Genomic DNA, 25,046 nt, shown 5'->3' on the forward strand with positions numbered 1-25,046 from the left:
GCCTTTGGTTCGGAAGTTCCAGCGGCTGGTAGAAGCCGCCGCAGGAAATCAGGCGGCAAAGCCGCGCTTTTCCAGGAGCGCGTCGATGCGCGGCGGGCGGCCGCGGAAAGCCAGATAGGCTTGTTCCGGGTCCTGCCGACCACCGGCCGAGTAGATGTAGGTCAGGAGCTTGTCCGCCGTTTCCCGGTCGAAGACGTCGCCCTTTTCCTCGAAGGCCTCAAAGGCATCTGCATCCATGACTTCCGACCACATGTAGCTGTAATAGCCGGCGGAATAGCTGTCGCCGGAGAAGATGTGTTGAAAATGAGGGATGCGGTGCCGCATGGTGATGGCCCGGGGCATGCCGATCCTGTTCAGGGTTTCTTTCTCGAAGGCGACCGTATCCAGGTCCGCCGGGTCGCCGATCAGATGCAGCTCAAGGTCCACCAGGGCTGAGGCGGTATATTCGACCGTAGCGAAACCCATGTTGAAATTGGCGGCAGCAAGCAGCTTGTCGAGTAGCGCTGCAGGCATCGCTTCGCCGGTCTTGTAGTGTACGGCATATTTCGACAGCACTTCGGGCTGCGACAGCCAGTGTTCATAGAGCTGGGAGGGCAGTTCGACGAAGTCGCGGGCTACGCCCGTGCCGGATATCATCGGATAGGTGACGTTCGACAACAGTCCGTGCAGGCCATGGCCGAATTCGTGGAAGAGGGTCCGGGCGTCGTCGAAGGTCAGGAGTGCCGCTTCCCCGGGTGCGCCCTTTGAGAAATTCATAACGTTGACGATGATCGGCGTCACATCGCCATCCAGCTTGTGCTGGGAGCGGAAGGCGCTCATCCAGGCACCTGAACGCTTCGAGGTGCGGGCGAAATAGTCGCCGAGAAAGAGGCCGACATGCTTGCCGGTGCCGTCGAGCACTTCAAAGACACGCACATCCGGATGATAGACCGGCAATCCCTTCAACTCGCGGAAGGACAGGCCGAAGAGACGGCTGGCCGTGTCGAAAGCGGCCTGGATGATGTTCTCCAACTGCAGGTAAGGCTTCAACTCGGTCTCGTCGAGATCATGTTCAGCCTTGCGCACCTTCTCGGAATAAAAGCGCCAGTCCCAGGCTTCGATGTCGTGGTTCTCGCCGGCATTTTGTGCCATTTCAGAGAGTTTTTCGGCTTCCTGACGCGCCTGCGAAACGGCAGGTTCCCAGACCTTGGTCAGAAGACCGCGGACATTCTCTGGCGTCTTGGCCATGGTGTCGTCGAGTTTGAAGGCGGCATAGGTGTCGAATCCCAGCATTCGTGCCTTTTCCGCGCGCAGGCGCAGGGTCTCGGCAACGACCGCCCTGTTGTCGGAGCCGCCTCCGTTCTCCCCGCGGGCGGTCCAACCACGGAAGGCTTCCTCGCGCCGGGCCCGGTTGGTGGAAAACTGCAGGAAGGGCTCGATCGACGAACGTGACAGGGTGATCACATGCTTGCCTTCAAGGCCTCGTTCCCTGGCCGCTTCCGCGGAAGCTGCAAGCAGGAAGTCGGGCAGGCCGGCAAGATCCTCTTCCGTGTCCAGAACAAGCTGGAAATCAGATTCGTCCTTGAGAACATTCTGGGAGAAGCTTGTACCGAGCGTGGCGAGCCGCTGGGAAATATCGGCCATGCGGGCCTTGCCGGCCTCGTCAAGACCGGCGCCGGCGCGCTGGAACATCTTCTGGTAGCGTTCCAGCACCATCGCGTCCTCGTCGGTCAGGCAAAGGCTGTCGCGCCGGTCCCAGAGATCGGCAATCCGGCCATAAAGCTTTGCGTTCAGCAGCATGTCGGAGGAGTGCTTGGCGAGCTTCGGCGCAACGTCGCGCTCGATCCGCTGGATCGTCTCGTTGGTGTGCGCACCGGTGAGGTTGAAGAAGGTCCGCGCCACCCGGGTGAGTGTCTTGCCGGACGTCTCCAGGGCGATAATGGTGTTTTCGAAAGTCGGTGCCGTTTCCTGATCTGCGATCCGGTCACTCTCCGAACGGGCTTCCGCCATCGCGCGGTCAAAGGCTTCCTCGAAATGCGACGGTTCGATCGATGCGAAAGGGGGCAATTCGAAGGGTGTGTTCCAGTCGGAGAGCAACGGATTAGCGGTCATGAAAGCCTCGACGTGAATCTGAAATGTGTCTGCGAGATATGGCGCAGATTGCGACCCGTTCCAAGCGCTCAACCGGCATATTTCCAGGGACGCCGCGAAGAAATTGCAGGGGAGGACGTTTGTCCGGCTGGTGGCCAGGGACACGCTGCACGGAAATCAGCTTAGTTCACCACATGCTTTTTGCAGCCCGTTCCGGCCATTCCGCATCATATGTCTTGCCGTCGAAGCTGTCCTTGATCTCCTGCATGATCATGCCGGGTGACGGTAGGTCGCCTTTGGCGAGGCCGTTTTCGGAGTCCCAGAGACCAGCCCGCATGATTGCGCGGGCACATTGGAAATAGACCGACTTCGTCGTGATGACGATCACAGACCGGGGCAGGTGGCCCTCCATCTCGAAGGTGGCCAGCAGGTCCGGGTCGACGGAGATGACAGCTTCGCCGTTGATGCGCAGTACGTTGTTCCAGCCGTGTACCATGAACATCAGCGATACGCGTGGATCGCGCACGATGTTGCGCAGGGAATCGATCCGGTTGTTGCCGCGCCGATCCGGCATCAGTAGCGTGCGATCATCCTCTATGCGTACCACCATGCCGTCGTCGCCGCGGGGGGAACAATCAAGGCCTTCTGGACCGCACGTCGACAGAGCACAGAACCGCGATGCTTCCACGATGCGGCGATACGCCGGGCTCAGGTGATCAATTTCCTTGACGAGAGACGCCTCTCCGACGTCGCCATAATGCTGATGAAGTGCTTCCAGGGACGTCAGGACGGTCATGTTCGATTTCCGGGTCGGAGAAACTGGGGCAGGCGGTGGCGCGGAGCTTAGCGGTGTGGCCCGGCCGGGGTCAATTTGTCCCTTTGCGTCCGCATGGGCCCAAACCTCTTGCACTTTGGTCTAAGGCGTTGATCGATCGTCGGTTCGGACCATTACGTCAAGGGAACTTCGCATTGCACAAGGAGTGGTGTTCAACAAATTGGAATTAAAAAAGAAAAAATATATTGCGTTGCAATAAACACGATCGATCCGGAGTGTGTTTAGCCGGGATTACTTCGAAAGTCTAATGGGTTGGACGAAAGAAGCGCTCCGATAGTCGTATTGCCGGTTAGTCCTTGATTTTTTTACAGTCATTGCAGCTTGCAGTTTTGGCACGGAGGCGCCGGGCGACCGGACGGGGTAAGAGCCAGGATTGCTTGCGGCTGTACAGCTATCGCAGGCGCGTCCGAGGTGGACGCGCATCGCCTTTCTGGGAGGAAAGTATGAGCTTGATTCGTAAACCCCTCAATCGCCGTTCCATCTTGCGCGCTGGCGCAATGGGCGGTGTTGCCCTGGCAACGCCGACCATCTTTACCAGCCGGGCATGGTCTGCCGGTTACCTGAACGAGCCGACCGGCAGCGAAGTCGTTCTTGGCTTCAACGTGCCGCAAACCGGTGCCTACGCCGATGAAGGGGCCGATGAGCTGCGCGCCTATCAGCTGGCCGTGAAGCACCTGAACGGTGAAGGCGACGGTGGTCTTCTGAACACCTTCTCGTCGAAGGAATTGAAGGGTGGCGGCGTCAACGGCAAGAAGGTCACCTTCGTGACCGGCGACACGCAGACCAAGTCCGACGCCGCCCGCGCATCCGCCAAGCGCATGATCGAAAAAGACGGCGCCATCATGATCACCGGCGGTTCGTCGTCGGGCGTGGCCATTGCCGTGCAGTCGCTCTGCCAGGAAGCTGGCGTCATCTTCATGGCAGGTCTGACCCACTCCAACGACACCACTGGCAAGGACAAGCGCAAGAACGGTTTCCGCCACTTCTTCAACACCGAAATGTCGGGCGCTGCCCTCGCACCGGTGCTCAAGAACAACTACGGCACCGACCGCAAGGCCTATCACCTGACCGCCGACTACACCTGGGGCTGGTCGCAGGAAGAATCGATCAAGAAGTATACCGAAGGCATGGGTTGGGAAACGGTCGCAGCCGTTCGCACTCCGCTGGGCGCAGGCGACTTCTCGCAGTACATCACGCCGGTTCTGAACTCCGGTGCTGACGTGCTGGTCCTGAACCACTACGGCAAGGACATGGTGAACTCCCTGACCCAGGCCGTCCAGTTCGGTCTGCGCGACAAGCAGGTCAACGGCAAGGACTTCACGATCGTCGTTCCGCTCTATTCCCGCCTGATGGCACAGGGTGCGGGCGAAAACGTGAAGGGCATCTTCGGTTCCACCAACTGGCACTGGTCGCTGCAGGATGAGGGTTCCAAGGCCTTCGTGAAATCCTTCGGCCAGGAATACGGCTTCCCGCCGAGCCAGGCCGCCCATACCTGCTATGTCCAGGCTCTGCTTTATGCAGATGCCGCACAGCGCGCCGGCACCTTCGATCCCTGCGCGATCGCTGCAGCTCTCGAAGGCTTCGAGTTCGACGGCATGGGCAACGGTCCGACCCTCTACCGCGCTGAAGACCACCAGTGCTTCAAGGACGTTCTGGTCGTGAAGGGTAAGGAAAACCCGAGCTCGCAGTTCGACCTTCTGGAAGTCGTGGAAGTGACGCCGCGGGCCCAGGTCGAGTACCCGGCCGACATGCTTGGCGGCGAACTCGGCGCTTGCAACAACGGCGCATAAGCTCCTGAAAAAAGCAGCCGCCGGAGGAGTACCACCGGCGGCTGTGCTTTACTTACAGGGCGACAGGCTCACAAAACAGCGGCAAGACCATGGATGTGATTATTCTTCAACTGCTGAACGGGTTGGATAAGGGCGGCGCCTATGCGCTGATTGCCCTGGGCCTGACCCTGATCTTCGGGACCCTCGGGGTCGTCAACTTCGCGCATGGCGCCTTGTTCATGCTCGGCGCTTTCTGTGCGGTGTCGTTCAACAAGCTGCTGAGCCTTGAACTCATCACGACCGACCCCGACAAGACCACGGCCTGGGGAACACCGCTCGAGATCCGCACGCCCTACGTGGAAGCCTATCTCGGCGATTTCGGACATTGGATCCTCAACTACTCGGTGCCGGTGTCCATTCTGGTCGCCATTCCCGTCATGCTGCTGGTCGGGTTCGTGATGGAACGCGGCCTGATCAAGCATTTCTACAATCGTGCTCACGCCGACCAGATCCTTGTCACCTTCGGTCTTGCGATCGTGCTGCAGGAGATCATCAAGTCGATCTTCGGCGCCAACCCGATCCCGCAGACCGCGCCTGAAACGGTGCGCGGCGCGGCCGATATCGGCGCAGCGCTCGGGTTCGATCCCGGTGTGATTGTCTATCCTTACTGGCGTATGGTCTACCTCGCGTTCGCAGGCGCCATCATCGCCGCAGTCTTTGCCTTCCTGCAGTTCACGACTTTCGGCATGGTGGTCCGTGCCGGCATGGCCGACAGGCACACCGTCGGGCTGCTCGGGATCAATATCGAACGGCGCTTCACCGTCGTCTTCGCGATTGCGGCGGTCGTCGCGGGTCTTGCCGGTGTCATGTACACACCGATCCTGCCGCCCGACTACCACATGGGCATGGACTTCCTGGTTCTCAGCTTCGTCGTGGTCGTTGTCGGAGGCATGGGTTCGCTGCCCGGTGCCGTCGCCGCAGGCTTCCTGCTCGGCATTCTGCAGTCCTTTGCCTCGATGAACGAAATCAAGGCCATCCTGCCGGGTATCGACCAGATCATCATCTATCTCGTGGCCGTGGTCATCCTTCTCGTGCGTCCGCGCGGGTTGATGGGCCGCAAAGGCGTCATGGAGAATTAATCAATGTCTTCAAAAACATCTCCTGCGCGCGACTATATCTACTTCGCAATCTTTGCCGTCGCTGTGCTCACAATGCCGGTCTGGCTGGCGCCTGTTGGCGCGGGTTATCCCGACCTTCTGCAGAAGTTCGCGATCTTCGGTCTCTTCGCCACCGGCTTCAATATCCTGTTCGGCCTGACCGGATATCTGTCCTTCGGTCACGCCGCCTTTCTCGGGGTCGGTTCGTACACGGCGGTCTGGTCGTTCAAGCTGCTCGGCATGAACCCTATCCCCGCCGCAATCCTGGCGATCATCGCCGCCGGCATCTTTGCTCTGGCCATCGGCTATGTGTCGCTGCGGCGCTCGGGCATCTACTTCTCGATCCTGACGCTCGCCTTCGCGCAGATGTCCTATAACCTTGCCTATTCGGTGCTGACGCCGATCACAAACGGCGAGACAGGCCTTCGTGTCCTGCGCAGCGACCCGCGCCTGTTTGACAGCAACGACGGTTCTGAAGGGCCGCTCATTGCCAACATCTTCGGCTATGAGATGACGGGCTGGGGCGGCTTCTACTTCTGCGCGATCGTTCTTCTGATCGGCTTCTTCATCGCCCAGCGGATTTTCCGCTCGCCCTTCGGCATCATGCTGCGGGCCGTGAAGACCAACCAGAACCGCATGACCTATACGGGCCTCAATCCGCGCCCCTATACGCTGGCCGCCTTCGTGATCTCCGGCATGTATGCCGGGCTTGCGGGAGCCTTGCTTTGCATCACCGATCCGCTTGCTGGTGCCGAGCGCATGCAGTGGACCGCGTCCGGTGAAGTGGTTCTGATGACCATTCTCGGCGGGGCGGGGACTTTGCTCGGTCCGATCTTCGGTGCGGCGCTGATCAAGTACTTCGAGAATATCTTCTCCGCCTTCAACGAGCAGACGCTGCATCAGATCTTCGACTTCCTGCCGGATTTCCTGCAAGGACCTGTCGTCGCCGTCACGGGCCTCTTCGTGGGTGAAGGCTGGCACCTGACCCTCGGAGCGCTGTTCATGCTGATCGTGATCTTCCTGCCAGGAGGCATCATGGAAGGCGTTGCCCGGATCGGACGCCTGTTCCGGCGCCCGCCCGCCAAGGCCGAACCCAATCGCGCAACCGCCCCTGCAGAGTAAGGAACGAGACAATGGAAATCCTTCGTGTCGAGGGCGTAAACAAGTCGTTCGGCGGCTTGAGAGCTCTCAACAATGTCAACTTTTCGGTGGAGCAGGGCACGGTCCACGCCATCATCGGTCCGAACGGGGCAGGCAAGTCGACCTTCCTGAACTGCATGATCGGCCGCCTTGCGCCCGATACGGGCACCGTGATGTTCGGCGACATTTCCCTCACCGGAATGAAGCCCTATGAGATCAACCAGGTCGGCGTGTCACGCGTGTTCCAGACGCCGGAAATCTTCTCCGAGTTGAGCCTGCTCGACAATGTCGTCATCCCGACGATGGCCAAGCGCGATGGCCAGTTCTCGCTGAAGCCGTTCAAGCGGCTCGACCAGGATGCGGAGATCCTGGACAAGGCCCTCCACATGCTGGAGGACGTCGGTCTGGCGGACAAGAAAGACGTCATTTCCGGGTCGCTCTCACGCGGCGACAAGCGTCGCCTGGAATTGGCCATGTGTCTCTCCCAGGATCCGAAGCTGCTGCTGCTCGACGAGCCGACCGCCGGCATGTCGCGGGCTGATACCAACAACACCATCGACTTGCTGCAGCGCATAGCCGACCGGGGCATCACCAAGGTCGTTATCGAGCATGACATGCATGTGGTGTTCTCGCTCGCCGACAAGGTCACCGTCCTGGCGCAAGGCACGATCATCGCCGAAGGCAAACCGGAAGACATCAAGGGCGACCCGCGCGTACAGGAAGCCTATCTCGGAGGAGCGCATCTGTGACCCTAATTGACGATCAGTTCAGCGGCCAGACCGCTCCCGGCGTGCCGCCGCGCAAGAACCAGGGCGGCTCGCCCGCTTTCTTCTCAGCCTGGGATCTGCATGCCTATTACGGCGAAAGCTATATCGTGCAGGGCGTCAGCTTCGACGTCCGCGAAGGTGAGATCCTGGCACTGCTCGGCCGGAACGGTGCGGGAAAGACATCGACGCTTCGAACCATCGCCCGGATGGACGACCCGCATCTGACCCATGGTGAAATCTGGCTCGACCACAAGCCGCTGCATTCCATGAAGAGTTTCCAGGCTGCCCGCAACGGTGTGGGTCTGGTGCCGGAAGACCGGCGGATCATCCCTGGTCTCACCGTTGAAGAAAATCTTGAGCTTTCCCAGATCGCGGAGCCTATCGGCTGGTCGATCGAGCGCATCTACGAGCACTTCCCGCGTCTGGCGGAACGCCGCGCGCAGGAAGCCGTGACGCTGTCCGGCGGCGAGCAGCAGATGCTGGCCGTTGCCCGTATCCTCGCCCGCGACATCAAGCTGCTGCTCCTGGACGAGCCTTATGAAGGCCTGGCGCCGGTGATCGTGCAGGAAATCGAGCGGATCCTGGAGGGTGTCAAGGAACTTGGCATCACCACCATCATCGTCGAGCAGAATGCGATTGCTGCGCTGCACCTGGCCGACCGGGCTGTCATCCTCGACATGGGTGAAGTGGTCTTCGATGGCGCTGCGCAGGAGGTTCTGGACAACGCCCAGCTGCGCCAGGAATACCTGGCGATCTAATTTGCCTGGAGTTCTGCTTTGATTTCGGCCGGTGCATTGCACCGGCCTTTTCTTTTGGAGGCCGCCCGCCGCCTGTTGAAGGAATGTGCTTGCACAGCCTATACTTGCCGCACGGTTGTTCCTGCCTGTCCGGATCTCCACGTGACCCATCTCAAATCTGAATTGCCAAGTCTGACCGGATTTGCGGTCTTTGCCCTCTTCGTTCTCGCAGGCGATACCTTGAAACCGGACGCCGTCGGCATCGTGCCGTCGCTCCTCCTGCTTGCGGTGATCTTTGCCACCGTGATGTGGTGCGCATTCTCAGTCGTGCGGCACGCCGAGTGCCTGGCGACCATTCTTGGCGAACCTTTCGGCACGCTTATCCTGACACTCGCGGTGATCGGGATCGAGGTGGCGCTCATCGTCGCGATCATGCTGTCGGGAGACGCCGTGCCGACCATGGCGCGCAACACGATGTTTTCCGTCGTCATGATCGTCTTGAACGGGTTGGTGGGCGTCTGCCTCCTGGCCGGAGGACTGCGCCACAAGAACCAGACCTACAATCTGCAAGGCGCCAATGCGTTCCTGTCAGTTCTGGTGCCGCTTGCCATCTTTGCGCTGGTCTTGCCGCGGATCACCCATTCCGCGCCGGGCGGGGAATTGTCGCCTTTGCAGGCCGGTTTCGATGTGGTGATGTGCCTGCTGCTTTACGGCGTCTTCCTGGCAATCCAGACAGTCACCCATAGCGACATCTTCTGCCAGCCAGACGCGGAAGAGGGGGACGATCACCATCACGGTGTTGTCGTACGCACGATACCGTTTCATGTCGCCGGTCTTTTCGGTGCGCTGCTGCCGATCATTCTCCTGTCCAAGAAGCTGGCGCTCTATGTGGAATTCGGCATCGAAGGGCTCGGTGCGCCGCTGGCGCTGAGCGGGTTCATCGTTGCGGCTCTGGTGCTGATGCCGGAGGGCCTCAGCGCGCTGCAGGCGGCGCGGGACAACAAGCTGCAGCGGGCGGTCAATATCTGCCTCGGCTCGGCGGTGGCGACAATCGGCCTGACGGTTCCGGCCGTTCTTCTTGTCGGCTGGATCACGGGGCTTCGCATCGAGCTCGGCCTGGAGCCCGCAGACATCATCCTGCTGGTACTGACGCTCTTCGTCAGTCTGCTGACCTTCGGCACGAGGACGACCAGCTATCTGCAGGGGGCGGTTCACCTGGCGCTCTTTGCTGCCTATGTGATGATGATCTTCGATTTGTCCTGAATTTTTCCGGTTTGCGTACTGTTCGACGGGTCAACGGCTTGGAGCCGAAAAGCGAATGTGGTTTGTATCGGTAAAATCCAACCCTCAACCGAATGGCCCAAGATGCTGCTTTTGTCCGAAGACCAGACCCGCGACGCCCTGCCTTTTCCCGATCTGATCGATGCGCTGGCGGAAATGTTCCGGTCCGGCTGCGTGATGCCGAAGCGTCATCATCACGACATGGAAATTCCGGGGGAACCGGATGCGACCGTTCTGTTGATGCCCGCCTGGGTGCCGGGGGGCTATGCCGGCGTGAAGGTGGTCAACGTGGTGCCGGGCAATTCGGAGCGCAATCTGCCGGCCGTTGCCGCCCAGTATCTTCTGTCCGACGCCCGGACCGGCGAGATGCTGGCGCTCATCGATGGCGGGGAGCTGACGGCGCGGCGGACGGCTGCCGCCTCGGCGCTGGCAGCCAGCTATCTGGCGCGATCCGACGCCCGTCATCTGCTGGTGCTCGGCACCGGACGGCTGGCGCCGAACCTCATTGCCGCGCACATGGCGGTCCGCTCCATCGACGAAGTCACCATCTGGGGCCGGTCGAAGGAGAAGGCGGAGGAATTCGCACGCTCGCTGTCGGAGCAGTTTCCGGTGAAGCTGAAGGCCGCCAGGAGCCTGAAGGAGGCACTTGGCGAAGCGGATATCGTCAGCGCAGCGACGCTCTCATCCGAACCGCTGATCAAGGGGGCTTTGCTGAAACCCGGGGCGCATGTGGATCTGGTCGGGGCTTTCAAGCCGACGATGCGCGAGAGCGACGACGATGTCGTCAAGCGGGCCGAGATCTTCGTCGACACCCGCGAAGGCTGTCTGTCGGAAGGCGGTGACATCGTGCAGCCGCTGCAATCCGGCCTGATTTCCCGCCACGACATCAAGGCCGATCTCTACGAGCTATGCCGCGGTGAGCATCCGGGCCGGGAATCGGATGATGCGGTGACCATGTTCAAGTCGGTGGGGGCTGCACTGGAGGATCTCGCCGGTGCCATTCTCGCCTATCGCAATGTGGAGCATTGAACGCGAATTGGCCGCTTAGCCGAGTTCGAAGGTCGTGATGCCGAAGATTTGATCCAGAGGCAAGTCGGGCACGACGCCGCGATACATTCGGAAGGTCTCGAATTCCGGGGAGAGCTCGTATTTTTCGGCAATCAGTAGGGCTGCCGCGTTCGGCTCCGGCGTATCGAGGATGACAGTCTGGCCTTTCACCTGGCCGGCAAGAGCCTGGAAAAGCGTGTCGGCGATCTCCGGCGTATCTGCAAAAAGCGGTCCGATCTTGAAGCCTTCGTGGCATTGGCGCAGGACGCCATAGCCCTTGACCTCGCCATCCTCGACAAAAGCGAAGCCCCGGCGTGTTTCCAGCATGGGCGCTGTCCAAAGCTGGAGAAAATCGGTGCGCGGGGCGGGAAAGAAGCGGCGGTCATAATCGCGGATGGACGGAAAAAGTCCCTGGCCGATCGGCGCAAGTCGCGCGTCCATCGGGGTGTCGCACAGCGAGATTCCGGTCTGGCGGACATTTCGATAGACAGATCTGAAGCCGTGTTCGGCATAACTGGCGGTCTGTTCGTTGACGGCATCGAGGCCGATCACCCGATTGGCGAGATAGTCCATGGCGTGGCGCCAGATCTTATGGCCGTAGCCCTGCGTCCGGAACTCACGCCTGCAGATGTAGAGCCCGATGAAGCCGAAAGTATCGCCGGAGCGGACCGCGGAGATAACGTTGACGAGGCTGCCGCCGATCTCGCCGCAGAAATAGCCGTTGGGGTCAGCGGCATAAAAGGCGGGACCGTCCTCAAGGCCTGGATTCCAGCCTTCTTCCATCGCCATTTCCAGCGGAATATGGATCTCGTTTTCCCGCAGTCTGCGGATATTCAGCGTGTCGGACATCGGAACTCCGGTTGTCGCATTTCTTTTTAGCAACGTAGGATGACTCGGCGGGTATGAAAATCCTCAAATCCGGGGCTTTGTCCTGCCGGGTTGAGGTGACCGTACCACTTGTCTGCGCAGACGAGCTTGCGTCCGGGCTGCAAGTATGTATCACTTTCCCTTAGGGTATTTACGAGTTCACACCCTTTGGGGGCACCGGACGCCTTTGAGCCGGAAGGCCCGCCATGTGAGTTTCGTCACAGACAGGCAACAGCTCAAGCGCAAGAGTATCAGGACGGTTACAGCGCTGAGGATGATATGCAGATACGGGATTATAGACCGCGTCATGTTCGGTCAGGTACATCAACGGCTTCCAGGCCTGTTGGCATTCTAAAACGGGCAGTCCGGATCGGACTGGTCAGCCTGCCTCTCGGGCTTGGGCTCACCACGTCTGGCGCCGTGGCCGCAACATCGCCGGAAGCCGGTCGCCGCGTTGCGCTGGTGATCGGCAACCAGGACTATCAGTATGTCGAGCCGCTGGTGAACCCGGTCAACGACACAAAGGAAATCGCGCGGATCCTGCAGGAGGCCGATTTCGATGTGACGCTCGGCACCAATCTGGACAAGAAAGGCCTTGAACAGGTCGTCCGGCGCTTCCTGCGCGAGCTTACCGACGGCGACACGGCGCTTTTCTATTATTCCGGCCATGCGCTTCAGGTAGGGGATGCGAATTTCATCCTGCCGGTCGATGCCAAGCTCTCTTCCGAGTACGATCTGGAATTCGAGAGCCTCAAGGTTTCCCATCTTCTCGACTACATGAAGGCCGCCTCCAGCCTGCAGATCGTCATGCTGGATGCCTGCCGCGACAATCCGTTCGAGATCGGCAAGCTCTTCTGGGGCGAGGAGGAATATTCGCTCGGCAAGACCAGGGGCCTGCGCCGGATACCGAACAAGCTCGGGGCCTTTATTTCCTATGCAACGCGCCCGGGTCAGGTGGCTTATGACGGCGAAGGCCCGATGAGCCCCTTCACGTCCTCGGTCGTGGACAATGCGCTCAATCCGGCGCTCGAAATCAAGGACCTGATGACGAAGGTGCGCGACCAGGTCGTCAAGATGACCGGCGGTCAGCAGATCCCCTACGAGGACTCGACCCTCGTCACCAATTTCTATTTTGTCCCGCCGAAGCCCGCGCCCATCGTCACGGCTCACCACCGGGTGAGCGTTCCGGTCAGCGGCGAGGCTGTCGCACTCGGTATTCCCGAACCCGTGCAGCCCGAAGGCGGGTCGCTCAAGGCAAAACTGACGCTGCTGCCGGAAAAGGGCGAACTGCGCCTGCCGGACGGGCGCAGCGTTACGGAAGGCGAAGTGATCCCAGCCGCCGATCTGGCAAAGCTTGAATTCGCACCGGTTGGTTCCAGCGCGGGCGATGTCGAACTGATTTCCTATGAGGTCGAGGACGACTGGGGCGGGACCGCCTCGGCAATCGCCTCCATCACTGTCGCACAGGCTGGCACGGTGGACGAGGCCGACCCGGCGGAAGAGACACGCAAGCAACACCTGGAAGCCTTGCTCGCGTGGCTTGCGGAAACGACAGCCTCAGGCTCGGTTGACGCCGATATCGGCGTCGGGCCCGTGACGGTTTACCCGAAAGCGCCCGTCGCCGACCTGCCGGCGACCAGTGACTGGCTGAAGGTGGTTTCTCTTGATACCGACCTGCAGCTTTCTTCCGAAGGCAGGCTGCTGCAGCCCGGCGACCGCTTCCCGGTTTCCGGTTTGGCGACCTTGACCGTGCGACCCCAGATCGGCAGTGAAAAAGCCGCGCGGCAGTTCGCGCTGGAGCTCCCGGCGACGGAGGGGGAAGCGGTCAGGACCGTGACCCAGCTGGTCCAGCCGAGGGTGACGCAATGTGACCAGCTGGCGACCCAGCCTTTCGACCTGCAGGCCGTAACCGAGGGACGGCTGGCGAACGCGCTTGATCCGGCCGCCGTCGACAAGGCCTGCGCCGAAGCCATGGCCGCCTATCCCGGCATCGGCCGTTTTGTCTTCCAGCGTGGCCGCGGGGCCTTTGCGGCTGGCGAGTTGAAGAAGGCGAGCGGTTATTTCGAGCAGGCCTATCAAATGGGTCATGTGCGGGCCGGACAGGTGCTCGGACGCATGTATTACCTTGGCGCCGGCATCGACCGGAACCGGGAAAAGGCCGTCGACCTCTATCGCAAGGCCGCCGAACGCGGCGATGCCTATGCGCTGCATTCCCTTGGCATGGCCGAGATCAAGGGCGAGGGTACCGGCCAGAACGAAAAGGCGGGTCTGGAAAAACTGCTGCAGTCGGTGGAGGCAGGCCACACCTTCTCCTACAACGCCATCGGCGGGTTCTACCTCAACGGGCAGCATGTCGGCGAGAACGTCGACAGGGCAGTTTATTACTACAATCGCTCCGCGTCGCGCTCCGATATTTACGGCTACCTGAACATGGGTACGCTCTACCGGGACGGCAAAGGAGTGCCGCAGGACTATACGGCAGCACTTGGCTGGTTCCAGAAGGCGCATGACGGTGGCCATCCGGCAGCCGGGACGGCCCTCGGGCTGCTCTATTTCAACGGCCAGGGCGTCGAAAAGGACACAGACGAGGCAACCCGCTGGTTCCGGGAAAGTGCTCTGCGCGGCGATGCCTGGGGCGCGTTCAACACGGCCTATATGCTGGGTCAGAAAGACGGTGAGGAGGCGGGCCGTGACCGGATCCGCATGCTGGCGCTGGCGGAAGCCGTCGATCCGTCGTCTCCGGCCGCCGAACAGGCAAAAGGGGAGCTTGCCAAGGCAGGCAAGCCGCTCAAGGCCAAGGTGCTGCAACAAGCCCTGACCGACCTAGGCTTCGATCCCGGGCCAGTGGACGGGCAGCCGGGCCGAAAGACCCGCGACGCCCTGACGGAATTTTTCAACACCTCGGGGCGTGCTCCCGTTGACGGAGACGAGGCCCTGGTCGCTCTCGTCAAATATCAGTGGGAACAGAACAGGCCAAGGTACGATCTGTTTTAAGTAAACAAAGGAGATTTCGATGCGATCACTCTTGCGCGTATTGCCCTTCCTGGCAGCTCTTTCAATCCTGGTTTCGGGATGCCAATACCAGAATGCGACGAGTTCAAAACCGTCTGTCAAGGCAAAGAGTACCAAATCCACGTCGACCACCCGGCGCACGCCCGCAATCACCACCGACCCGAAGGACAACAACAACGGCGGTAACAGCGGCGGCGGTAATAGCGGCGGCGGCAACAGCGGCGGTGGAAATAGCGGAGGCGGTGGCAGCGGTCCTGGCGGCGGCGGCGGCGGATCCTGGGGTTAAAGCCATTTCTTGTGAGTTATCCGATGACCGCGTTCCTCAATCAGATTCTCCGTCAAATCGTGGGGACGGCCAGCTGCGCCCTCTTGTCGGCGCTGGCTTTTGCAGCACCCGCAACGGCCGGGCAGTGGCGGGCGCTCGTCATCGGCGTCGATGCCTATGAAAACGTTGCGCCGCTGAAAGGTGCGGTCAATGATGCTCGCGACATTGCCGACACGCTCAAGGCGGCGGGTGTCTCGGACCTGACGACGCTGTACGACGCGGCCGCCTCACGTCAAGCGGTCCTCACTGCGTGGGAAAATCTCGTCGAACGGGCGGATCAGGACGACGTTCTTGTGCTTTCCTATGCAGGGCACGGCGCCCAGGAACCGGAATGGGTGAAGGGATCGGAGGAAGACGGACTGGATGAGGTCTTCATTCTGTCCGGCTTCGATCTGAATGCGCCTGGAAACGGCGAACGCCTCAGGGACGACGACATCGCCGCGATGTTGCTCGCCGCAGGCGGGCGAAGCGTGCTGGTGCTGGCCGACAGCTGTCATTCCGGCACAATGACCCGGTCCATCGATCCGCGCATCAAGCGGCTTGGAACACGGCTGGTGGGTTTGCCGCCCTTCGAGAACGATGTCTTGCGCTCCAGCCCTTTGCCACCTTTTCTGGCAAAGGTGGAGGCCGATACGTCCGCAACGGACATGCAGGAACTGCCGAATGTGGTTTATGTCGGCGCGACCGTCGACGGTCAGGTCATCCCCGAATTGCAGATCGCAGGGGAGCCGCGCGGCGCTCTCAGCTGGGCTTTTGCCCGGGGTGTGGAGGGGCGCGCGGATCTCGACAAGGACGGCGGCATCTCCATGGAGGAGCTGAGCCTGTTTCTAAGGGAGACGGTGCGCATCGCCACCGAAGGACGGCAATCGCCCAGCCTGAGCGTCGGCGGGGACACCCGGTCCGCGGTTCTGCCACGGGTCAACAACCAGATGTGGGAGCGGGACGGGGGCGTGCTGACCCTTGCCGCAAGCACCGAAACGGCGGGACCTGTTCTTCAGAAACTCGCCGCCGGCCAGGACGGCCGGCTGAAAGTGATCAACGACGGGACTGCCGATCTGTTCTGGGATATCGAGGAAGGCGACGTCCTGACCAAGTTCGGCGATGTGGTGCTGAAGGGAAGGGCGGTCAACGCGGACGGTTTTGCGGCGGTCGTCTCAAAATGGCTGTTTCTCTCTGATCTCTATGCGCTGTCGCTGGAACGCCAGCCGATCGAAGGCAATCTGCAGCCGTCCGTCGGTCATATTCCCGAAGGCTCTCCCTTCAAGGTGGGACTGACATCCGAGAGTGCCGGCAACATGGTGGTCATTGCACTTGAAGCCGACGGAACCTTGCGCCTGCTGGCGCCCGACAGGAAGGCCGATCCGCTCGGCAAGGACACGACCATCTCCGCGGCAAAGCCTTATATACTGAATCTGCGCGCCGCATTGCCTTTCGGGGCGGATCATATCGTGATGCTGCGGTCCAGCGAGCCGATGCCGCAACTGGTCGGTGTTCTCTCAGCCCTTGACGGCCAGCCCCTGAGTGCCGACCTGATGCCGAAGCTGCTGCAGCTGATCGATCAGTCGGCGGAAGGAATAGGCATTGCGGGTGTTTACACCCAGCCCGCCGGATAAAAGGTGCCGCGAAAAGCGGGAACCGGGTTTTCGATATAAGACGCGGGTCAAACAGACCCAAAAGTCGCGTGAAATCTATTCGCATGAGCCCAGCGTGCTTGCGGCTGCGAACCTGGTCTATCCTGTTGCCACACAAAACTCTTTTATGTGACCATGGCCACACTCATTTTGCCATCCTTTGGTATTATCGGATCATAGCGAATGTGCTTGACCCTTGTGCGGGCCAGGCCGCAAAGATGAAAGATGAACCAGGAGATCGTCATGAAACACGTATCTGAAAAAGCCTCGTCGAGGCGAAGTTTGCGGGTGACCGGAATGGCTGCCCTTCTGTTTGGCGCAAGTGCCGGCATCGCTCTGGCAGATCCGATCGCGCTGGTCCTGGACAAGTCGGAAGACGTCGGTGTTTCCGCCTTCACCGAACTGATGCCTGGCGATGTTGTCGATCTCGGCGCGTCCGGCCATATCGATCTGCTCGACTATTCCGCTTGCCAGGAAGTCCGTCTGACCGCGGGTGTCGTGAAGGTTTCCTCCGGCGGTTATGCGCAGGAAGGCGGCGAACAGGAAGTCCTGCGTGCGGGCAATTGCCTACAGGCGGAAAGCGGTTCGGAAAATCAGACAGCCGAGAAGGGCCTGACCGTCACGCTGCGGAGCCTGGACCTGAAAAACAAGAAGGCGGCCTCGCTGATGCTGCGCTTCGACGACAAGCTGCGCGACCAGTACGACACCGTCTTTGTGTCCTTTGATGGTGGCGAACCCAAGCGGTTCGATTCTCTCGACAACATTTTGACGGCGATGCCTGACCGCGAAGCAGAAAACAATGCCGTCGAGGTTGAACTGTTCCTGCAGGGCAAGGCACCCGATTACGGCGTCGTCATGCGCACGATCACGATCGATCCGAAAGAGGTTGATCGGAACACCGCGGTTGTCATCGTGAAATGACATCAGGCGGCCGGTTCGCGGATGCAACCCTTGGCCGGAAGAAGCTGATCCTCCTAATCGCCCTTGTTGCGGTAAGTGCAGGTATCGCCATCGGTTTATCCGCAAAGAAGGCCATCTGGGAAGGCTGGTTCATTGACCGCCTGTTCCAGATCAGGGCCACCTTCACGGCGAACCGGGAGATGCTCCCGGCGCCGGTGGTGGTTGTCGGCCTCGACCAGGCGTCGCTCGATTCCGAGCGGCTTCAGACATTGCCGCGCGTTCTGATGACCCCGCTTCTGGCCAAGGCGGGCCAGGCGGTGCTCGATGCCGGTGCCCTGGCGGTCGGCTACGATTTCATTTTTTCCTATAATGCCGACGGTTTTGTCGATCCGAATTCCGGTGAAGCCCGCCTCAACGGTTACGACACCACCTTCAAACGCTTTCTCTTTTCCAATCGCGGCAAGGTTTTTATCGCCTCCGCGCAACTCGGAGTGCCGCATCGGTCCTTCAGCGGCGCCGCCGGGGATGGGGGCGTGCGTTCCGTCATCGTGACGCCCGACAGTGACGGCGTTGTCCGGCGGCACGATCCGGCCGAGGTGACGGGCAGCACCCGCCACATGATCGACGCGCTGCTCGAGCAGTCCGGGGCTACCGTTCCTGGGGAATACCTCGCCATACCCTATGCGCGGCTCGCAAGCTCACAGCCTTATTTCTCCTTCATCGACATCCTCGAAATGTCGGACACGGAAGAGGGGCGCGAAGAACTGAAGAAGCAGTTTGACGGCAAGGCCGTTCTCTTCGGCGGTCTGCTGCCGACGGAAGATCATCATTATTATTCCGACCGGTTCCTGCCGCGGATCGCTCCGGATCTGGCGGCAACAGGGGTGACCGGAAGGCCGCAATACCTGACGGATTACACCGCCGGCGTGTTCATGCTGGCCGATCTTGCCGGTGCTGCGCTGACTGGCCGGATCGCTGTGGAGCCTCCCGCGGGCAGCTTGCCGGCACTGGCCGTCCTATTTGCCGTCGCCGGCACGCTGGCAGGCTTGCTTCTGCCGTTGACCGCACTCCTGCCGGTTGCGCTTCTGGGAGCTTTTGTCGGCCTGAGTGTCAGTTTTCTGGGGCTTGAGGCTGGCTTGCTTATTTCTCCCGGCGTTGCGCCGGTTGCCTGTGTCAGCGCCATGGTCGTGTCTGCCGTCGGCAAGATCAGCATCCTGCAACGCCGCCAGCGGTCGCTCGTTCGCCTGTTCGGTCACTACCTTGCGCCGGACGTCATCCGGCAGATGGCGCGCTCGGAACAGCTGCCTGAACTGGGTGGCGACACACGGCACGTGGTCGTCGCCTTCATCGATATCGTCGGCTTCACCAAGATGTCGGAGAGCCTTGCGGACAGGGATGTGGTGCGGGTCGTCAATTCCTGTTTCGATGCGATAGGCAAGGTCATCACCAAGCATCAGGGCTATATCGACAAATACATAGGTGACGCCATCATGGCGGTCTGGAATGCGCCGAATACGGTCAAAAATCCCGAACAGGCGTCGGTCGATGCCGCCGTGGAGATCATCGGCCTACTGGACCACATAAGGACCATCACCGGTCAGCAGCCACTCGATCTTCGTATCGCTCTCAATGCCGGCCCGGTGCTGGTCGGCGATATCGGCGGTGTTCACCGGCGCTCCTTCACGGTGATGGGGACGACCGTCAACACCGCTAGCCGGATCGAATCCGTTGCCAAGGACAAGAAGGTTCGTCTGGCTGTCAGCCAATCGGTGGCCGAAAAGCTGCCCGGGAGATATCCCAAGGTGGAAATCTGGTCGGGAAGGTTGCGCGGTCTCAGCACCGATATGGCGGTCTATACGCTCGACAGGCCGGAACTGTTCATGGAGGACGCCGAGCGTCCCGGCGTCACGCCGGCTGAACAGGATCGTGCCAATCTGTTGAAATTTCCCCGCTGACGCGGCTCAAAGGTCCCCAGTGGCTTTTGCATCTTTTCGCGGCTTCCGGCATGATCGGGACAACGCGTTTCGCCGGAGTTTCACCGGACTTGAGCAGCATTGTTGCTGCCGCTTCAGGGTTTCCACATGGTTGAATGGCCTCATAACCAGGACAAAGGCAGCCCCGGCCAAAGGAGCCATCGTCCCGAGTTCGACCGGACGATCATCGTTCCGGCACGAGGCAAGCACGGTTCAGCCGCTATGGGACAGCCTTCGGACCCGCCGGCGCCAAAACCACCCAGGCCGCCCGCTGCACCGCCAAAGCCCGCGCGCAGGCGGTCTCCGCTCGGGCTTTATGCTGCGCTTGCCGCCGGTTGCCTGGTGCTCGGCGGTGCGGTCGGGGGTGTTGCTCATCTCATCACCTCCGGCGCCATTTCCTTTTCAGAGCCGAAGTTCACAGGCGGGCAGGAGATTGCGGCAAACCAACCGGAAGAACCGGTTGCCGTGGAAGCCGGTGACGTTGGAGCAGACGATCCCATCGTGGAGGATACGCCAGTCCCGCCACAGGACAGCGACACCACGTTGGCGAACGACGAAGAGCTGGACATTCCCGCCGACCCGTTCTTCGACATGGCCCTGTCGGCAGTCATACCGCTGGCCGGCGACCCGGTGCTGCTGGGGGGCGGGGCCGCGAACACACGGATCGAGCTGACCGAGCGCCCGGTGCCAGATTCTGCAAGCGGCAGCGGTCCGCTCGCCATTCCTGCGGTTGTCGCTTACGTGCTGGACAGCGAAATGCTTGACGAAAATGGCGATCTCGTCATCCGCGCACCCGGCAGCGAGGCGGATTTCCAGTTCGGCAATTTCGGCGGCGGTGAACAGTCCGCGGACCTGCAGGTCGAAGAGGAGCCAGACGCGACGGCCACGTCGCCCGACCTTCCGGTCTTTTTGAAACCCGACACGGACACGCTCAATCTCTACATGAGCGAACGGCCGATCGGGCAGGGACCAAGCCGGATCGAGGTCAAGATGGAAGTGCCGAAGGCCACCGCCTTGAAGGAATTCCTAAAGACCAACGGGTTTGACGAAGAGGTGCTCGATCCGTTGGTCGACTATGCCCGCAATACCTTCAGCAAGAGCGATCTGGTCGCGGGCGACAAGATCGCCGTCAGGGGTGTCCGGATGCCCAACAAGGTCGGCCGGATCGGTGACTATTACCGGCCGGTGCAGATGTCCATCTATGCAAAGGACGGCTATCTTGGGACAGCCTCCTATTCGCCGGGGCCGGATGGCGGCAGTTATGTCGGCGGCGCCGATCCCTGGTTCGGCAAAACCATCGTGCAGGAAAAGGTCGCGAACGATCAAAAAGCTGCGCCCGCCAAGAGCATCCGCCTCATTGACGGGCTCTATGCAACCGCCGTCCGCAATGCCGTGCCCGCTTCCATCGTGGGCGAGGCGATCGCCTATCTGGCACCCACAACCGACCTGAAGCGCGACGTCAAACCGGACGAGCGCTTCATGCTGATCTTCACCGATTCACCGCGCGACGAGAAACGCGGTGGTGGCAGGGTATTGTTTGCGGGCGTGCGCCAGGGCGATAACTGGTCGGTTCGCTGTTATGTCCTCAAGGCGCCAGGCAACCGCGGCTTTGCCTGCGTCAACGAGGGCGGCAAGGTCAGCGTTTCCGGGGCCATGCTGGTGCCGGTGAAAGGCGTGCTGACATCGAAATTCGGCATGCGGTTCCATCCGATCAAGAAAATCGAACGGCTGCATGCCGGCGTCGACTGGGCGGCGCCTTCCGGAACACCGATCCACGCAGCGTTCTCCGGCAAAGTCACCTATCGCGATGTGCGCGGCGGCTATGGCAACTTCATTGAACTGACCCACAAGGACGGCATCACAAGCCGTTATGCGCATATGCTGAAATTCGCGGACGGGATCGAACTCGGTTCGGTCGTCCAGGCCGGCGACTTGATCGGCTATATCGGCACAACGGGCCTGTCGACCGGGCCGCATCTTCATTTCGAAATCCGCCACAGGGGGGAACCGACGGATCCGCTCGCCTTTGAAATGGAAACAGGGGCGGACGCACCGCAATCGGTCGCCAGCAACGACCTGCAAGGCTACAGGGCGGAAATCGCTGAAATCCTGACAGTGCAGTAAGTTTCAGCCGTCGATGGCCGGATTTGTGATCTGCATCCCGGTTTGACCCAAGGTGATGGTATATTCTTTTCAGAACCGCAATCAGCTTTGAGGCGATCATGGGACCTCCCGCAGCCCGACTTGGCGACTTCCACGTATGCCCGATGACACCGATTCCACCGGGTCTGCCAATCATCCCGCCCTGCATGGTCACTGTCCTGATCGGCAAACGGCCCGCCGCGCGTGTGACTGACCTGTGCGCCTGTGTCGGACCGCCGCCGGCCAATGTCGATCCGATCGTCTTCGGCTCGCCCACGGTGCTGATCGGCAAGCTGCCTGCTGCGCGGATCGGCGACCCGACCTTGAAGGGCGGTATCATCACGACCGGCGAGTTCACCGTCCTGATCGGCATCTGATATTTCTTGCGGGAACGTCAGAACCGTTTCCGAAGTTCAGAAAAATAAGCCCGGCTGTACGTAGACCGTTCAGCCGGGCGCGCTTTTTCAGAAAGCTTTCTCAGGCAGCGGCTTCGGCTGCCTCGCCAATCACGATTTCAATACCCTGATCGCCTGCCTTCAGCGACACATTAGCGACTTCCTCGCCGTTCATCTGGGCTGTCAGGAACGCCCGTGACAGTTTCGGCAGAAGGTCGTTGGTCAGGATGTTGTCGATCATGCGCCCGCCGCTGTCCGGATCGCGGCAGAGCGAGACGATATGCGCGACCACATCTTCGCCGTAGGAGAGCGTCGCGCCCCGGTTCTGCTTCACGCGCTTGACGATGCGATTGAGCTGCAGGCGAACGATGAAGCCGAGCATGGATGGCGACAGCGGATAATAGGGAATGGTGACGATACGGCCGAGGAGTGCGGGCGGAAACACATCCAGAAGAGAGGGGCGCAGCTCTTCGGCGAGCTTTTCCGGGTCGGGGGCGTTCGGGTCCGCCGCCGCCATGCCTGGATCACTGGAGACCGGCGTATCCAGCATGTTGCCGGCCGCATGCATGATCACCTCCGTGCCGACATTCGAGGTCAGCAGGATCAGCGTGTTGCGGAAGTCGATCCGGCGTCCCATGCCGTCTTCCATCCAGCCCTTGTCGAAGACCTGGAAGAAGATTTCATGCACGTCCGGATGGGCTTTTTCCACTTCGTCCAGCAGCACCACGGAATAGGGCTTGCGCCGCACGGCCTCCGTCAGGCGGCCGCCTTCGCCGTAGCCGACATAGCCAGGAGGCGCGCCCTTGAGACCGGAGACAGAATGGGCTTCCTGGAATTCCGACATGTTGATCGTGATGAGATGATCTTCGCCGCCATAAAGCGTTTCGGCCAGGGCGAGTGCCGTTTCGGTCTTGCCGACGCCTGAAGGGCCGCAGAGCATGAAGACGCCGATAGGCTTGTCCGGGTTGCCGAGCTGGGCGCGACTGGTCTCGATGCGCTTGGCGATCATGGCAAGGCCGTGGGCCTGACCGATGACCCGCTTGTTGAGGCTGTCGGTGAGGTTGAGAATTGTCTGCATTTCGTCCTGCACCATCCGGCCGACCGGAATGCCGGTCCAGTCGGAAATGATGCTGGCAACCGCCTCGTCGTCCACATAGGCGTAGACCATGCGGTCGTCTTCGGGGATCGCAGAGAGTTCCGTCCGCTTGGCCGTAAGCGCGGCGCGGATTGCTTCTTCGCTGGTAAGATCCACGTCGAGATCCAGCTCGATCTTGTCGATCGGGACGAGAGCCGGGCCTTTCTTTTCCGGATCGTCGATCTCTTCGCTTTCGGGATGTGGTGCGGGTTCACCTCCGCGCAGCTCAGTAAGAGCTCTGTTGAGGCGCCGGATTTCCGCCACCAGCTTGCGCTCGCGTTCCCAATCGGCGCGGACGGTTTCGATCCTGTTTTCGGTCTCCTCAATGGCCGCCGTCAGGGCGTCGAGCTTTTCCTGGTTCTCCATGCCGAGTTCGGCATCGTTGGTGAGCGCCGTTTTTTCCGTCTCCAGAAAGCCTTTGCGCGCCGTCAGGTCCAGAAGTCTGGCCGGAAGCGCAGCCTGGGAAATGTTCACACGTGCGGATGCCGTGTCGAGCACGCTGACAGCCTTGTCCGGCAACTGGCGGGCCGGGATATAGCGGTGTGAAAGGGACACGGCGGAGCGCACGGCGCTGTCGAGGATACGCACCTGGTGGTGCTCTTCCATCGGTCCGAGCAGGCCGCGCACCATGGCGAAGCACTTTTCTTCGTCCGGCTCATCGACTTGCACCGGCTGGAAGCGGCGGGTAAGAGCCGGATCCTTCTCGAAATGCTGTCGGTATTCCGACCAGGTGGTGGCGGCAACGGTGCGCAGGGTGCCGCGGGCAAGCGCCGGTTTCAGGAGATTGGCTGCATCGCCCGTACCGGCCGCACCACCGGCGCCAACCAGGGTGTGGGCTTCGTCGATGAAGAGGATGGTCGGTACGATTGACCCGTGAACGGCGTCGATCACGGCACGCAGCCGCTTCTCGAATTCACCCTTCATCGAAGCGCCGGCTTGAAGCAGGCCGAGATCGAGGGCGCAGAGCCGGGTGCCGATCAGCGCGGGTGGTACATCGCCGGCAACAATTTTCTGGGCGAAGCCTTCGACAATAGCCGTCTTGCCGACACCGGCTTCACCGGTCAAGATCGGGTTGTTCTGCCGACGCCGCATCAGGACGTCGATAACCTGACGGATTTCCTCGTCGCGGCCGACGATTGGATCGAATTCTTCGTTGCGCGCGCGGGCGGTGAAGTCGACCGTGAACTGACGCAGGGCTTCCTCGCCGGGTCCGCCTGCACCCGTAAAGGGTTCCGCCGGTCCTTCGCCCGGTGTGGCAGAGGCCGCCTTGGCGCCGGAGCCGTCAATCGGTCCGGCGCGAACCTCGCCGGAATTTCCGGCGATTGCATCCAGATTGCTTGCGATTTCGTCGCGCTTCAGCTTGTTGAGGGCCGACGACAGCCGGAAGAGTTGCGTCCGGGAGGATTCGTCACCCAGAACCGCAAGCAGCACATAGGCCGAGCGGATCTTGTAGTCGGCGAAGGAAAGCGTGCCGACGAACCAGGCGCCTTCCAGGGCTTCCCGGAAAGGCTTGGACATGGACGGCAGTTCGGTCTGGTTGATCTTCAGTTCCGCGATCGCCGCCTGCAGATCCTTGTCCACGGTGCCGAAGTCGACATCGAAATGGCGCAGGATCATGCTGAAATCGGTGCTTTCGTCCCGGATCAGATAATAGAACCAGTGCAGCAGCTCCAGGTTCCGGTGGCCTGCGTCCTTGGTCAGCCGCATCGCCTTGTCGAGGCTGGCATAGGCGACGGAATTGATCTTGTAGGCAACGTTTTCTACCGTAATGTCACTCATGGCAACGGTCCTTCAGACTGGATCTGCGGATGTTCGATCGGATCGATTGAACATCCAAAAGGGGTACGATTTCAAATCATTCGA

Annotated in this window: 18 protein-coding genes; 14 read left to right on the forward strand and 4 right to left on the reverse strand. The window is 60.9% G+C overall.

Annotated features, from left to right (window positions below):
• Positions 1-48: 48 nt before the first annotated feature.
• Positions 49-2,091, reverse strand: coding sequence for a M3 family metallopeptidase (locus ACX3M4_RS02860; RefSeq protein ID WP_459357091.1), 2,043 nt, complete (start codon positions 2,089-2,091; stop codon positions 49-51).
• Positions 2,092-2,257: 166 nt separating this feature from the next.
• Positions 2,258-2,866 carry a pyridoxamine 5'-phosphate oxidase family protein gene (locus ACX3M4_RS02865; RefSeq protein ID WP_459357092.1) on the reverse strand — a complete coding sequence of 203 codons (609 nt, stop codon included), beginning with the start codon at positions 2,864-2,866 and terminating at the stop codon, positions 2,258-2,260.
• 482 nt (positions 2,867-3,348) lie between these two features.
• Here ACX3M4_RS02865 and ACX3M4_RS02870 point away from each other — a divergent pair, with 482 nt between their 5' ends.
• From ACX3M4_RS02870 to lhpI, 7 genes are all read left to right on the forward strand, one after another.
• Positions 3,349-4,695 carry a substrate-binding protein gene (locus ACX3M4_RS02870; RefSeq protein ID WP_459357093.1) on the forward strand — a complete coding sequence of 449 codons (1,347 nt, stop codon included), beginning with the start codon at positions 3,349-3,351 and terminating at the stop codon, positions 4,693-4,695.
• Between the two features lie 89 nt (positions 4,696-4,784).
• Entirely contained in the window at positions 4,785-5,813 is a 1,029-nt protein-coding gene (locus tag ACX3M4_RS02875; protein ID WP_459357094.1) for a branched-chain amino acid ABC transporter permease, read from the forward strand.
• Between the two features lie 3 nt (positions 5,814-5,816).
• On the forward strand, positions 5,817-6,953 hold the full coding sequence (locus tag ACX3M4_RS02880) for a branched-chain amino acid ABC transporter permease (protein ID WP_459357095.1): 1,137 nt from the start codon (positions 5,817-5,819) through the stop codon (positions 6,951-6,953).
• An 11-nt stretch (positions 6,954-6,964) separates the two neighbouring features.
• Positions 6,965-7,720, forward strand: coding sequence for an ABC transporter ATP-binding protein (locus ACX3M4_RS02885; RefSeq protein WP_459357096.1), 756 nt, complete (start codon positions 6,965-6,967; stop codon positions 7,718-7,720).
• Complete coding sequence (locus tag ACX3M4_RS02890; protein ID WP_459357097.1) at positions 7,717-8,496, forward strand: ABC transporter ATP-binding protein; 780 nt, start codon at positions 7,717-7,719, stop codon at positions 8,494-8,496. The genes ACX3M4_RS02885 and ACX3M4_RS02890 overlap by 4 nt, the downstream gene beginning before the upstream one ends.
• A 141-nt stretch (positions 8,497-8,637) precedes the next feature.
• Positions 8,638-9,738: a calcium:cation antiporter gene (locus tag ACX3M4_RS02895; protein ID WP_459357098.1), complete on the forward strand. Its 1,101-nt coding sequence runs from the start codon at positions 8,638-8,640 to the stop codon at positions 9,736-9,738.
• A 102-nt stretch (positions 9,739-9,840) separates the two neighbouring features.
• Positions 9,841-10,785, forward strand: coding sequence for a bifunctional Delta(1)-pyrroline-2-carboxylate/Delta(1)-piperideine-2-carboxylate reductase (gene lhpI / locus ACX3M4_RS02900; RefSeq protein WP_459357099.1), 945 nt, complete (start codon positions 9,841-9,843; stop codon positions 10,783-10,785).
• Positions 10,786-10,800: 15 nt separating this feature from the next.
• On the opposite strand, the gene ACX3M4_RS02905 is transcribed toward lhpI, so the two are convergent.
• On the reverse strand, positions 10,801-11,652 hold the full coding sequence (locus ACX3M4_RS02905; protein ID WP_459357100.1) for a GNAT family N-acetyltransferase: 852 nt from the start codon (positions 11,650-11,652) through the stop codon (positions 10,801-10,803).
• A gap of 438 nt (positions 11,653-12,090) precedes the next feature.
• On the opposite strand from ACX3M4_RS02905, the gene ACX3M4_RS02910 reads away from it, so the two are divergent.
• The 7 genes from ACX3M4_RS02910 (at position 12,091) to ACX3M4_RS02940 (ending at position 22,030) form a co-directional block, all read left to right on the forward strand.
• The gene (locus ACX3M4_RS02910; protein WP_459357101.1) at positions 12,091-14,664 is read left to right on the forward strand and encodes a caspase family protein; all 2,574 of its coding nucleotides are present in this window, start codon (positions 12,091-12,093) and stop codon (positions 14,662-14,664) included.
• 19 nt (positions 14,665-14,683) lie between these two features.
• Entirely contained in the window at positions 14,684-14,968 is a 285-nt protein-coding gene (locus ACX3M4_RS02915) for a hypothetical protein (RefSeq protein WP_459357102.1), read from the forward strand.
• A gap of 23 nt (positions 14,969-14,991) precedes the next feature.
• Complete coding sequence (locus ACX3M4_RS02920; RefSeq protein ID WP_459357103.1) at positions 14,992-16,620, forward strand: caspase family protein; 1,629 nt, start codon at positions 14,992-14,994, stop codon at positions 16,618-16,620.
• Between the two features lie 261 nt (positions 16,621-16,881).
• Positions 16,882-17,559, forward strand: coding sequence for a hypothetical protein (locus ACX3M4_RS02925; protein WP_459357104.1), 678 nt, complete (start codon positions 16,882-16,884; stop codon positions 17,557-17,559).
• Positions 17,556-19,493 (forward strand): adenylate/guanylate cyclase domain-containing protein, encoded by a 1,938-nt coding sequence (locus ACX3M4_RS02930; protein ID WP_459357105.1) that lies wholly within the window; start codon positions 17,556-17,558, stop codon positions 19,491-19,493. Before ACX3M4_RS02925 ends, ACX3M4_RS02930 begins: the two co-directional genes overlap by 4 nt.
• 126 nt (positions 19,494-19,619) lie before the next feature.
• Positions 19,620-21,635 (forward strand): M23 family metallopeptidase, encoded by a 2,016-nt coding sequence (locus ACX3M4_RS02935; protein ID WP_459357106.1) that lies wholly within the window; start codon positions 19,620-19,622, stop codon positions 21,633-21,635.
• Between the two features lie 98 nt (positions 21,636-21,733).
• Positions 21,734-22,030, forward strand: a complete 297-nt coding sequence (locus tag ACX3M4_RS02940) for a PAAR domain-containing protein (protein ID WP_459357107.1) — start codon at positions 21,734-21,736, stop codon at positions 22,028-22,030.
• A 100-nt stretch (positions 22,031-22,130) separates the two neighbouring features.
• On the opposite strand, the gene tssH is transcribed toward ACX3M4_RS02940, so the two are convergent.
• Entirely contained in the window at positions 22,131-24,962 is a 2,832-nt protein-coding gene (gene tssH / locus ACX3M4_RS02945; RefSeq protein ID WP_459357108.1) for a type VI secretion system ATPase TssH, read from the reverse strand.
• Between the last annotated feature and the right edge of the window lie 84 nt (positions 24,963-25,046).

Source organism: Roseibium sp. M-1 (assembly GCF_054515675.1).